Source organism: Tsuneonella dongtanensis (assembly GCF_001698205.1).
Classification (GTDB): domain Bacteria; phylum Pseudomonadota; class Alphaproteobacteria; order Sphingomonadales; family Sphingomonadaceae; genus Tsuneonella; species Tsuneonella dongtanensis.
On sequence record NZ_CP016591.1, the window covers coordinates 412,409 to 424,704 of the forward strand.

At 64.8% G+C, this 12,296-nt stretch carries 12 protein-coding genes; 8 read left to right on the forward strand and 4 right to left on the reverse strand.

Annotation, left to right across the window (positions count from 1 at the left end; translation table 11 throughout):
• The first annotated feature begins 24 nt into the window (after nucleotides 1-24).
• From A6F68_RS01945 to fabI, 3 genes are read left to right on the forward strand one after another with little or no spacing between them, the layout of a single operon-like run.
• Entirely contained in the window at nucleotides 25-1,008 is a 984-nt protein-coding gene (locus A6F68_RS01945) for a DnaJ C-terminal domain-containing protein (RefSeq protein ID WP_067675582.1), read from the forward strand.
• 23 nt (nucleotides 1,009-1,031) lie between these two features.
• Complete coding sequence (locus tag A6F68_RS01950; protein WP_067675585.1) at nucleotides 1,032-2,087, forward strand: YihY/virulence factor BrkB family protein; 1,056 nt, start codon at nucleotides 1,032-1,034, stop codon at nucleotides 2,085-2,087.
• On the forward strand, nucleotides 2,084-2,908 hold the full coding sequence (gene fabI, locus A6F68_RS01955) for an enoyl-ACP reductase FabI (RefSeq protein ID WP_067675588.1): 825 nt from the start codon (nucleotides 2,084-2,086) through the stop codon (nucleotides 2,906-2,908). The genes A6F68_RS01950 and fabI overlap by 4 nt, the downstream gene beginning before the upstream one ends.
• 10 nt (nucleotides 2,909-2,918) lie before the next feature.
• Here fabI and A6F68_RS01960 read toward each other — a convergent pair whose 3' ends face one another.
• The 4 genes from A6F68_RS01960 to A6F68_RS01975 are packed head-to-tail and all read right to left on the reverse strand — an operon-like array spanning nucleotide 2,919 to nucleotide 7,060.
• Complete coding sequence (locus A6F68_RS01960; RefSeq protein ID WP_067675591.1) at nucleotides 2,919-4,868, reverse strand: polysaccharide biosynthesis protein; 1,950 nt, start codon at nucleotides 4,866-4,868, stop codon at nucleotides 2,919-2,921.
• A 46-nt stretch (nucleotides 4,869-4,914) separates the two neighbouring features.
• Entirely contained in the window at nucleotides 4,915-5,772 is an 858-nt protein-coding gene (locus tag A6F68_RS01965; RefSeq protein ID WP_067675593.1) for a formyltransferase family protein, read from the reverse strand.
• 25 nt (nucleotides 5,773-5,797) lie between these two features.
• The gene (locus A6F68_RS01970; RefSeq protein ID WP_198152648.1) at nucleotides 5,798-6,340 is read right to left on the reverse strand and encodes a sugar transferase; all 543 of its coding nucleotides are present in this window, start codon (nucleotides 6,338-6,340) and stop codon (nucleotides 5,798-5,800) included.
• Between the two features lie 30 nt (nucleotides 6,341-6,370).
• A complete protein-coding gene (locus A6F68_RS01975) occupies nucleotides 6,371-7,060 on the reverse strand; it encodes a PIG-L deacetylase family protein (protein ID WP_067675599.1) in 690 nt (229 codons plus the stop codon).
• A 243-nt stretch (nucleotides 7,061-7,303) separates the two neighbouring features.
• Between A6F68_RS01975 and A6F68_RS01980 the strand changes: the two genes are divergently transcribed.
• The 5 genes from A6F68_RS01980 (at nucleotide 7,304) to A6F68_RS02000 (ending at nucleotide 12,269) form a co-directional block, all read left to right on the forward strand.
• Nucleotides 7,304-8,176, forward strand: a complete 873-nt coding sequence (locus A6F68_RS01980) for an NAD-dependent epimerase/dehydratase family protein (protein WP_067675602.1) — start codon at nucleotides 7,304-7,306, stop codon at nucleotides 8,174-8,176.
• An 88-nt stretch (nucleotides 8,177-8,264) separates the two neighbouring features.
• Complete coding sequence (gene rfbA, locus A6F68_RS01985; RefSeq protein ID WP_067675604.1) at nucleotides 8,265-9,146, forward strand: glucose-1-phosphate thymidylyltransferase RfbA; 882 nt, start codon at nucleotides 8,265-8,267, stop codon at nucleotides 9,144-9,146.
• Complete coding sequence (gene rfbC, locus A6F68_RS01990; RefSeq protein WP_067675607.1) at nucleotides 9,143-9,712, forward strand: dTDP-4-dehydrorhamnose 3,5-epimerase; 570 nt, start codon at nucleotides 9,143-9,145, stop codon at nucleotides 9,710-9,712. The genes rfbA and rfbC overlap by 4 nt, the downstream gene beginning before the upstream one ends.
• 2 nt (nucleotides 9,713-9,714) lie before the next feature.
• On the forward strand, nucleotides 9,715-10,776 hold the full coding sequence (rfbB, locus tag A6F68_RS01995; RefSeq protein ID WP_067675610.1) for a dTDP-glucose 4,6-dehydratase: 1,062 nt from the start codon (nucleotides 9,715-9,717) through the stop codon (nucleotides 10,774-10,776).
• Nucleotides 10,776-12,269, forward strand: coding sequence for an O-antigen ligase family protein (locus A6F68_RS02000; protein ID WP_067675614.1), 1,494 nt, complete (start codon nucleotides 10,776-10,778; stop codon nucleotides 12,267-12,269). Before rfbB ends, A6F68_RS02000 begins: the two co-directional genes overlap by 1 nt.
• Nucleotides 12,270-12,296: the final 27 nt, after the last annotated feature.

The following is a 12,296-nucleotide window of genomic DNA, read 5'->3' on the forward strand; positions in this document are numbered from 1 at the left end:
AGCGTGTCACCTAGCTAACACGCCATGGCCGATCCCTATGCAACCCTCGGAGTGCCGCGCAGCGCGAGCGAAAAGGACATCAAGTCCGCATACCGCAAGCTCGCCAAGGAGCTGCACCCCGACCGCAACAAGGACAATACGAAGGCCGCAGAGCGGTTCTCGGAAGTGACCCGCGCGTACGACCTGCTGTCCGACGCGACGAAGCGCGCGCAGTTCGATCGCGGCGAGATCGACGCCGAGGGCAATCCGGCCAATCCGTTCGGTGGCGGGTTCGGGGGCGGATTCGGCGGGGGTGGCGGCTTCCGTCCCGAAGACCTGCGCGGCCAGAACCCCTTCGGCACCGGCGGCGCCGGAGCCGAGGGTATCGACCTCGGCGACCTGTTCGAAGGACTGTTCGGCGGCGGCGGGGCACGTTCGGCACGCACGCAGGGACCGTTCGGTGGCGGAGGCGGTTTCGCCGGCCAGCAACGGCGGCCTCCACCGCCGCAAAAGGGCGGTGACATCGCCTACAAGCTGCGCGTCCCGTTCGTCGACGCGGCGACGCGCAAGGACCAGCGAATCACCCTTGCCGACGGCAAGACGATCGACCTCAAGCTTCCCGCTGGGGTCGAGGACGGCACCCAGATGCGCCTCAAGGGCAAGGGCCAGCACGGCCCCGGCGGCGCGGGAGACGGCATCGTGACGATCTCGATCGACAAGCACGCGTTCTTCCGCCGCGAAGGCGACAACATCCGGCTCGACCTGCCGATCACGCTTGCCGAGGCGGTTGGCGGAGGCAAGGTCAAGGTCCCGACGGTGGACGGACCGGTCATGCTGACGATCAAGCCCGGCACTTCGAGTGGCACGACGATGCGGCTCGGGGGCAAGGGTTTCGGCAGGAAGGACGGCAAGCGGGGCGACCAGCTCGTCACGCTCGAGATCGACCTGCCCGAAGATGTCACGGAACTGGCCAAGCGGCTCGATGGTTGGCAGGACAACCGCAATCTCCGCGCGAAGATGGGGGTTTGAGCATCCCGCAACCCGGGGAGACCATGGTCGAAGAGGACATCCCCGAGCCTCCGGAACGCGAAATACACACGCTTTCCCCGGAGGAGCGCCGCAAGGATGCGATCCGCCACCGCCCGGGCTTCCGCAGCCGAGCGGTCAGCACCCTGGGTCCCGGCAGCCGCGTGTTCGAGATCGTCAAGCGCGTGTCGATCGGTGCCTGGAACGACGGGTTCATCCACGCCGGCAACCTCGCCTACATGGCGATCATCGCGATCTTCCCGTTCTTCATCCTGGGAGCTGCGGTGTTCTCCGCGATCGGCGAGGAAGGGGAGCGTGCGGCGACCGTCAACGCGGTGATCTATGCCCTGCCTCCGATCGTCGCCAACGTGATCGAACCGGTTGCGCGGTCGGTCGTCGAGGCACGGAGCGGTTGGCTGCTGTGGCTTGGTGGGCTGGTCGGCCTGTGGACCGTGTCGAGCCTGATCGAGACGATCCGCGACATCCTGCGCCGCGCCTATGGCACCAGAGCGACCCACGCGTTCTGGAAATACCGCATGTGGTCCGCAGGGGTGATCTTCGCGGCAGTGATCCTGCTCATCGTCAGCCTGCTGGCGCAAGTGATGATCGGTACGGCGCAGGAGATCATCGACGCCTACCTCCCGCGGCTCGGGAACGCGATCGATGCGCTGCGCTTCAGCCGGATAGTGCCCGCTGTCGGCCTTTTCGGCTCGCTCTACCTGCTGTTCTACACGCTGACACCCAGCGCCTATCGCAAGCGGCGCTATCCCAAGTGGCCCGGCGCGCTGGCAACGACGCTCTGGTGGATCGGCGTGACAGTCGCTTTGCCCCCGGCGATCCGCAGCTTCTTCAGCTACGACCTGACCTACGGCAGCCTGGCCGGCATCATGATCGCGCTTTTCTTTTTCTATCTCGTCGGACTAGGAATGGTCATCGGCGCGGAGCTCAACGCGGCCCTGGCGGAAACGCCGGAGGAGGCGGAGAACCGCATCGGTCAGGCCGACGACCGGGCACGGGCAGCGGCCGGTCGGTCGCGCGAACAGATCGAGGCCCAGAAGGCCGAGTACGAGGGAATCGAATGACCAAGCTCATGGCGGGAAAGCGCGGCCTCATCATGGGCCTCGCCAACGACAAGTCGCTGGCCTGGGGTATCGCCAAGAAGCTGGCCGAGCACGGCGCCGAGCTGGCGTTCTCGTACCAGGGCGAAGCGCTGGCCAAGCGCGTGATCCCGCTGGCCGAGCAGCTCGGCAGCGACTTCTGCTTCGATTGCGACGTGTCGGAGATGGGCGCGCTCGACGCAGCGTTCGAGACGCTGAAGGCGCGCTGGGACACGCTCGATTTCGTGGTCCACGCGATCGGCTTTTCCGACAAGAACGAGCTGCGCGGGAAATACCTCGACACCAGCCTCGAGAATTTCCTGATGACGATGAACATCAGCGCCTACAGCCTGGTCGCGGTGGCCAAGCGGGCGGCCGCGATGATGCCGCCGCTCGCCGAGGACGGCAGCGGGGGAGGCTCGATCCTCACATTGAGCTACTACGGCGCGGAGAAGGTCATCCCGCACTACAACGTCATGGGCGTCGCCAAGGCGGCGCTCGAGACAAGCGTGCAGTACCTCGCCAACGATCTTGGTCCGGTGGGCGTGCGGGTGAACGCGGTCAGCGCCGGCCCGATCAAGACGCTGGCCGCGAGCGGGATCGGCGACTTCCGCTACATCCTCAAGTGGAACGAACTGAACTCCCCGCTGCGCCGCAACGTGACCATCGAGGACGTCGGCGGATCGGGTCTCTACTTCCTGTCCGACCTGTCGAGCGGCGTGACCGGCGAAGTCCACCACGTCGACGCAGGGTACCATGTCGTCGGCATGAAGCAGGAAGACGCCCCCGACATCGCGCTGGGATAAGAGGAACGGGTCAGCCCGCGGCAGCGTCGCGGTCGTGGACGAGGGTCAGGTCGACCCCGCGACCGCTGGGCTTGTATCCGGCGACCAGTCGCCCGAGAATCTCCCGCGCCGCTGGGGAATCTCCCGTCTCGATCGCCCGCTCGATCGCCACGAGATGCGGCTGCAGGTCGCGCCAGGTCATCATGTCCTCGTTGGCGCGCACGATCCGGGGATGGTCGGACGGCCGCCCGCCATCGCCGATCAGCAGTTCCTCGTAGAGTTTCTCGCCCGGCCTCAGCCCGGTGAACGCGATCTCGATATCGCCTTCCGGATTGGCCTCGTCGCACACCGTCAGGCCGGACAATTCGATCATATTGCGCGCCAGATCGACGATTCGCACCGGCTCGCCCATGTCCAGCAGAAACACGTCGCCGCCCTCGGCCATCGCGCCGGCTTGCAGGACCAGCTGGGCCGCCTCGGGCACGGTCATGAAATACCGGGTAACCTCTGGATGGGTGATCGTGACCGGCCCGCCCTCGGCGATCTGCTTGCGGAACAGGGGGATCACCGATCCGCTCGAACCGAGCACATTGCCGAAGCGGACCATCGAGAAGACCATGTCGGGGTATTCGGCCTGCAGCGCCTGGAGCACCAGTTCGGCCAGCCGCTTGGTCGCGCCCATGACATTGGTCGGCCGAACCGCCTTGTCGGTCGAGATGAGCAGGAAGCGCTCGACGCCCGCGGCGTGCGCCGCTTCCGCCAGGGTCCGGGTGCCCACGACGTTGTTGCGGATCCCCTCGAGCACGTTCTGCTCAACCAGCGGGACGTGCTTGTAGGCGGCCGCGTGGACGACCAGCGAGGGACGCCAGGCGGCGAGCACTTCGGCCATGCGCCGCCCATCGGCGACCGATGCCAGCAGCGGGACCAGCACCGGAACGCTCGCCTCCGGATCGTCGCCCCGTTCCGCGAGCGCTGCCGAGAGCTCCTGGTGGATCGCGTAGAGGTTGTATTCGGAATGGTCGACGAGCAGCAGCGCGGTCGGTTGCAGGCGCAGGATCTGGCGGCACAATTCGCTGCCGATCGAGCCCCCGGCCCCGCTGACCATCACCACCTTGCCGCTGACGTTCCTGCGCAGCAGCGCTTCGTCCGGGGGAATCGGAGCGCGGCCGAGAAGGTCCTCGATGTCGAGCTCACGCAGGTCACCGACCGAGATCGTCCCTTTCGCGATATCCGTGAAACTGGGCAATGTCCGCACATGGACGGGAAGGCCGCGCAGCGATTCGAGAATCTCGATCCGCCGCCGGCGCGATGCCGAGGGAATCGCCAGCAGGATGTCGTCGATTCCGTGTTGCTCGATGAGCCGCATCATCCGACTTGGCGGCAGGATGGGGAGCCCGCGCAGGGTGGAACCCCAGAGCGCCGCGTCGTCGTCGACGAACGCCTTCACCCGCATCGTGCGTGATGCGGCGATCGCCGCCGCAAGTTCGAGCCCGGCGTTGCCGGCCCCGTATATCGCCACCCGGCGGCCGGAATCCTTGCTCCATCGCGCAGTGTAGTTCTCGGCAAACATGACGCGGGCCGCGATCCGTGTGCCGCTGACCATCAGGGCGAGCAGGATGGGCTGGATGAGGCCGAGCGTGCGGGGCACGTTGGTGACCCCGATCAGGGTATACACCGTGGCGAACGGTAGCGTGTAGACCGCCACGGCGCGGAAGATCGAGATCAGCGCTTCTGGCCCGGTATGGCGGAAAATCGCCCGGTAGAGGCCGAACGATACGAAGATGGGCAGCGCGAGCGAGATCGAAACGATCATCGGCTGCAGCGGGCCATCGTCGATCGGCGGAAAGAAACCGATCCGCAGGTAGAACGCGAGCCAGACGGACAGCGCGCACATCACCACGTCGCCCGCGAGCGCGATTGCGCGCTTCACGCTGCGAGGGATCAGCAGGACCGCATCGGCAATGCTTTGCCAGCCGTTCATACCACCGTTCTCGGAATGCAAGTTGTCATATGAGCGCAGCAGACGATCAATTCGATTTCTCTTGCCATTCCCATTCGTCGACGACCAGCATGCCGTCAGAAAAGTGTATGACAGGCGGTTGCGCACCCGTCATTTCCGTTGTGTCAGCTATACGGTCGGCGCGATGCGCACGCCAGATCACAAGTCGACCGTTCGCCCGGTCGACGAAGGCGCCAGGATAGGGTCTGGTAGTTGCGCGCACGAGGCGTTCTGCCTCGAAGACGCTCCCAGCTAGATCGATGCTGCCGTCTTGCGGAGTACGGCCAGGCCATTCTGTCGCAAACCGATCGTCTTGCGCCCGCGGCTCGATTGTCCCGTCGCGTAGCCGGGGAAAGACTTCCCGAATGAGGTCGACGTGCGCATCATTCACTGCAGCATACAATTTGCCGGCGTCGCAATCGGCTGCGAGCGGTATCACCCGCTGAGCGATTATGGGTCCGGTGTCCACCCCATCGTCTAGTTTGAACATGGTAACCCCGGTCTGGTCCAAGCCCTTGATGATGGCCCACGGAATCGCCGCCCTTCCGCGACCGACCGGCAAAAGCGTCGGATGAATGCCGATCACGCCCTGCGTCGGCGATGCCAGCAATTCGGCTCGCGCGATCTGCGACCAGCCAATGATGAACAGCCAATCGATTGAGCGCTCTTGAATTGCAGCAACGGCAGTCTGGTTGTTGATATTGCGTACCTTGAGGAGATCAACGCCGTTTTGCCCGCAAAAATCGTCGAGATAGATTCGGCCGGACTTTGCCTGCGCCATGTCGTCTTCCAGCGTGATGGCGAGGTCAAGCTTACCGCCCACATCGTAAATGGCCTCCATGCAGGAGAGGCCCAGTTGAACGCAGGTGACAAAACCGAAACGCACCAATCTTCTCCTCAGTCACCTGCGCTTAGTACTTCGGCGGCGTGCGCTTTAGATAGCCGAACGTGCGCAGGACGATCGCGATATCGCTCAAGAGTGACATCCGCTGCGCATAAACCCCGTCGAAAGCGGCTTTCTCAGCTGCGCTCATCCCATCAAAGCTGTTGATCTGGGCAAGACCGGTCAATCCAGGCCTGCAGTCGAGAGCGCCGTTTTCCCGGCGCAGCACGATCAATTCGGACTGCGTGGGGATTGGTGGACGCGGCCCGACGAGCGACATATCTCCTTTCAAAATATTAACGAGCTGTGGAAGCTCGTCGAGGTTGCTGCGGCGAAGGAACCATCCGAAGGGACGTAGCTGCACTTCGCCCAGTTCGTCAGAAGCAACGTCGCGAGTATCGGCAGGCATGCTGCGGAACTTGTAGAACTCAAAGACCGCTCCCCCGCGCCCGACGCGCATTTGTCGAAAAATCGCAGGGCCCGGGCTCGATAGTTTGGCGCCGACCGCACAGAAAAGCATGACCGGCGAAAGGACGATCAGCGCCGACCCTGCGACAACGATGTCGACCAACCGTTTGCCGAATTCCCGATACACGGGCGATCAATCCATCCAGGTGCTGAACACGGTTTGGAAAGCTTCGGCGTGGCCTAGGCCGCATTCCGCCCCGCGCACTGCCGCAAGTCCGCGGATCGCCTCCTCACTGCGCGGATGGGGAAACGGGCGCATTACCTTGCGATAGCAGGCCAGCGCCGCCAACTTCGTGTCGAGCGTATCGTCGATCCCGACATACTCGTTTGCCTCGAACGCGGGGCCTAACGTCGGAAAACTCCAGTCGGTTGCAGAAGGGATCTCCATACAGTGCAACGATCGCACACGGGCCAAGTCCGAGCGGCGCTGAAATAGTCGCGTCGCTGCAAAACACGCGGCGGCGACCTGACGATGGTCGTCATTGAGGTCACCTGGATGGTGGGTAAAGATGCGGTCGGGTGCGAACGCAGCGATCTGCGTCTCGAGAAACTGAACCAGCTCGATGTGCGGCACGGTGTTAAGGCGAATATTCGGGAAATCGCCAAGTACGGGCTGGGCGAACCCTACAGTCCTGCAAGCATCTACGATGTCAGCGGCGAGTTCGGCATCGCTCGGCCGCTGCGTTCTTGCATCGACATGACCGCACAGAAGCACGGGCTGAATCGTTTCGCCCCGGGCTGCGAGCTTGGCTCCGGTCGCACCGAAGCCGAGAATTTCATCGTCTGGATGCGCCGCGACGACGAGGTTGACTGCCGGCTTCATCGTGCAGACCGATCGCTGAATGCGCCTATCGAAAGGTCGGGGGCATGATGACAATTCATTGATTACCCTATCCAAATGGCCGACCGAGACGATCGGGGCGGACCATTGGACCTAGTCCCTATCAGATCGAGCGGCCCGCCTTTAGCACTCCGCTCGACAAGGTCCACCCTCGAAGTCGCTAGACCCGGCCACCTTTGCCGGCCGGATTGACACTGCCGGAAAACTTGGGTTGGGCGTCGCTCCATGTCGAGCCCGCGCCCCATCAAACCCGTCGTCATTATCGGGGGCAGCAGTCAGGCGGGGCGCGCGTTGGCGCGCCGCGTTGCCCAGCCTGTTGTCCCGGTTGTGCGCGCCCCATCGGGACTTCCCGGCGAGCACGTCGTCGCGGCTTACGAAGACGGCCCCGGCGATCTTCCCCTCCACGGCGCCACGATCGTGAACTGCGCGGGGACCCCCTTCGGGAGCGTCGAGGTGCTCGACCGCGCCAATCGAGCAGTGCCGCTCGCGTGGGCGCGGGCGGCCGCCGAGCAGGATGCCGGGCGGTTCGTCCAGATATCGTCATTCTCGGTATTCGGTCCGGCCGAAGCGGTGGATGGCACGACCCCGCTGTCTCCTTCGTCGGATTACGGCCGCTCAAAGCTAGCCGCCGAACGAGACCTTGCCGGAACCGGCCTAGGTGGACGGCTCACCATCTTGCGGGTCCCGATCCTGATCGGAGGCGGAGCGGACAAGCTTGCGCAGCTCGTGGGTCTCGCCCGTCGGTGGCGCGTTATCCCGGCCGCTCCCTGGCCGACGCCGCGATCGATGCTCAGTTACGATGGCCTCGCGGCAACGATCATCGATATTATCGTTGGAGAGAAGGGCGGCACGTTGATGGCTGCCGATCCCATTCCCTTTACCCCGGCGCTTCTGGCCGAACACGCGCGCCGGGCCGGTATCGCCGCGCGCGTGGTGCGCGTCCCTCGGCCTGCGCTGGCTGCGGTCGAGCGCCTCCAGCCCGGAATCCATGCAAGCCTGTTTCGGCCAAGCGTCCTGTCGGATACGGCCAACGCGGTCGCGCGTGACGTCGAATTCGACCGCATCGGAACGGTTCTCGACCGCCTTCTGACGAAATGACGTCATCGCGACGGGTTGTCACTGCGTCGCACTCTGCCTAAAGCGCCGCGCGTCCGGCTACTCGGACAGGCAGTACGGTCGTGGATTCGTGAAAGGCATCATTCTGGCCGGGGGCAGCGGCACCCGGCTTTATCCGGCGACGCTCAGCGTCTCCAAGCAATTGCTGCCAGTCTACGACAAGCCGATGATCTATTATCCGCTGTCGGTGCTGATGCTTGCCGGGATTCGCGAGATCCTCGTCATCAGCACGCCGCGAGACGTGCCGATGTTCCGCGACCTGCTGGGCGACGGCAGCGATTTCGGGATCGCTCTCGATTATGCGGTGCAACCCGCGCCCAACGGTCTCGCCGAAGCCTTCATCATCGGCGCGGACTTCGTGCGCGGCGGCCCGAGCGCGCTGATCCTGGGCGACAACATCTACCACGGCGAGAAGATGGGCGAGAAGTGCGCCGCCGCCGCTGCCGAGGCCGCGAACGGCGGTGCGAACGTTTTCGCCTACCATGTCGACGATCCGCAGCGGTACGGGGTCGCCGAATTCGATCCCGCCACCGGCAAGGCGCTGTCGATCGAGGAAAAGCCCGCCGATCCGCGCAGCAACTGGGCGGTAACCGGGCTCTACTTCTACGATTCCGACGTCGTCGACATCGCGAAGTCGATCAAACCGTCGCATCGCGGCGAGCTGGAAATCACCGACGTCAATCGCACCTACCTCGAGCGCGGCGACCTTCACATTACCCGGCTTGGCCGCGGTTACGCCTGGCTCGACACTGGCACCCACGATTCACTGCACGAGGCGGCAAGCTTCGTGCGCACGATCGAACACCGTACGGGCATCAAGATCGCCTGTCCGGAGGAAGTAGCGCTAGAGCAAGGCTGGCTCGATGCCGAAGCCGTGCTCCGCCGCGCGGCAACGCTCGGCAAGACCGGCTATGCCGACTATCTGAAAAAGCTTGCCGGGGTGCGCGGGTGACCTCGTTCAAGCCTACCGAAATTCCCGCGGTCGTGGAGATCGTGCCGCAACGGTTCGGTGATCACCGCGGCTGGTTCTCCGAGGTGTACAAGCGCCCCGAACACGCGCAGGCCGGCTATGCCATCGACTGGATGCAGGACAACCAGTCGTTCTCCGCGCCCGCCGGCACCGTGCGCGGCCTTCACTTCCAGGTGCCGCCGGTTGCGCAGGACAAGCTCGTGCGGGTGCTCAGCGGTGCCGTATTCGACGTTGCGGTCGACTTGCGGCGCGGGTCGCCCACCTACGGGAAATGGGTGGGCCGCGAACTGACGGCCGAAGCCGGCAACCAGTTGCTGGTCCCGGTCGGTTTCGCGCATTGCTTCATGACGCTCGTGCCCGACACCCATGTGCTCTACAAGGTGAGCGCGCCCTGGTCGAAGGACCACGAAGGCGCAATCCGCTGGGACGACCCGTCGATCGGGATCGACTGGCCTGTCCTCGACGTCCCGCCGACCCTGTCCGACAAGGATCGCGACGCTCCCTTGCTCGCGGACTTCGACAGCCCGTTCGTCTACGAGAGCCGATAGCGATGCAGACCATTCTCGTCACGGGAGGCGCCGGCTTCATCGGTTCGGCCGTGGTCCGCCGCCTGGTGCGCCAGGGCCGCACCGTCATCAATCTCGACAAGCTTACCTATGCAGGCAACCCTGCCTCGCTGAAGGTGATCGAGAACGCGCCGAACCACCGTCTCGTTCAGGGCGACATCGCCGACACCGACCTGGTCCTTTCGCTTCTGCGCGAACACGATGTCGACGCGATCATGCATCTCGCCGCCGAAAGCCATGTCGATCGGTCGATCGACGGTCCTGGCGCATTCGTCGAAACGAACGTGGTCGGCACGTTCCGCCTGCTGTCGGCTGCGCTCGAGTACTGGCGCGAGCTCGAAGCCGATCGCAAGGCGACCTTCCGCTTTCATCACATCTCGACCGACGAGGTTTTCGGCGACCTTCCGTTCGACGACAGCAAGTTCACCGAACGGACGCCCTACGCGCCCTCCAGCCCGTATTCAGCCTCGAAGGCGGCCAGCGACCACTTCGTTCGCGCCTGGCACGAAACCTACGGCCTGCCGGTCGTGCTCTCCAATTGCTCCAACAACTACGGGCCCTACCATTTCCCGGAAAAGCTGATCCCGCTCGTGCTGCTCAACGCGCTCGAAGGCAAGCCGCTGCCGGTCTACGGCAAGGGCGATAACGTGCGCGACTGGCTCTATGTGGACGATCACGCCGCCGCGCTCGAAGCCGTGCTCACCCGCGGAGCCGTGGGCGAAAGCTACAACGTGGGCGGCAACCAGGAACGCACCAATCTCGAAGTGGTCGAGGCGATCTGCGACGCGCTCGATGCCCGCCTGCCGCTGGAAAGCGGCGGCTCGCGACGCGACCTGATCACGTTCGTCGCGGACCGGCCGGGCCACGACCGGCGCTACGCAATCGACGCCAGCAAGATCGAGAGCGATCTGGGCTGGACACCGGAAGAAACGTTCGACAGCGGGCTCGGCAAGACGATCGACTGGTATCTCGACAATCGCTGGTGGTGGGAACCGATCCGTTCGGGCACTTATGCCGGTCAGAGGTTGGGGCAGAGGCAGGCGTAATGGCTTTTTGGCAATCGCTTACGGGAAATCGCCGCGCAAAACGTCCTGCGACAGGGGCCGCGCTGCCCTCGCTGACGACGCATTTCAGCGCCGACTTCATCGTGCTCTCGATCTTCGTGGCGTTCGTTTTCGTCGCCGGTGGTGGCTCCCGGGCCGACATGATGTCGCTGGTCATCATCCGCCCCATCGCTGTTTTGCTGGCTGCCTGGTGGGCGCTTCGACTGGGTGCCGAGCAACTTCAGGGGTTTCGCTGGCTGATCGTCATCGCGGGCGCCGTTGCGCTGCTGGTGGGCGCGCATCTCGTCCCCCTGCCTCCCGCGGTCTGGCAGGCATTGCCCGGTCACGACATCGTGGTGGACGTCGATCGCGCCGCAGGCATAGCCGGCATGTGGCGCCCGCTGTCGATCGCACCCGACGCCACATGGAACGCCCTGTTCTCGCTTTCGGTACCGATCGCCGTAGGACTGGGACTCCTGCACCTGACGCGAGACGAGCGGCGGGCCTTGCTTCCCGTCCTAATCGGCATCGCGACCGTGTCCCTGATGCTGACCCTGGCCCAGGACGCGGCCCCCGGCGCGACGGCGCTCTGGTTCCATCGCGTGACCAATTCGGGGGATCCGGTCGGTCTATTCGCCAACAGGAACCACAATTCGGTTTTCCTCGCGTGCCTGCCCCTCCTCCTCACCGTCTGGGCGTTCGATGCCGAACACGCGCGGCGGGCCGCCATGCGCAAGGCGGTGGCCGCAGGGCTGACCCTGTTGATCGTCGTGGCGATCATCGTCGCGGGATCGCGCGCGGGACTCATCGCGCTTGGGCTGGCGCTGGCGGGCACGGCCCTCCTGGTGCCGCTCTCCGCGATCACGCCCAAGTCCCCGCGCCTGGCCCGGTGGACCAAGCCCGTCCTGATCGGCCTGGTGGCGGCATTCGTCGTGGGCGCCGCAGCGGGCGTCGCCTATGTCGTGCGATCGAGCGAGAACGGCGGCGGAGGCTCGGGGGATGCGATCGATCGCATCGGCGCGTCAAGTACCGACGAATTCCGCATTGGTTTCTGGCAGCGGACGCTGGATCTAACGCCGGACTATCTGCCGCTGGGATCGGGAGCAGGATCGTTCGTCGAGGCGTATCAGGTGGGCCAGCCCGAAGACACGGTGGGCCCGCAGTACATCAACCATGCGCACAACGACTATCTCGAAGTGGCGTTGACTACGGGCGTCCCGGGCGTGCTGCTACTGCTCGCGATCCTCTTGTTTCTTGCGCTTCGCGCGCTCGCGGTCTGGCGGACTCCGCCGGAGAAGCGGCGCAACGTGTACCTGGCGCGCGCGGCTTCACTCGCGCTGGGCATCATCGCGCTCGCCAGTGCCGTCGACTACCCCGTGCGGGTACCGTCGATCGCCGCCTTCGTGGTGATCCTGGCGGTCTGGCTGGCCCAGCCCCGTGCCGCGTCCGGCGGGGCCGCGCGAAGCGCTATGGCGTTTCCCAACCGACTGGGCTAGCGACGGTTTTCTCTGGAGGGTCCAATG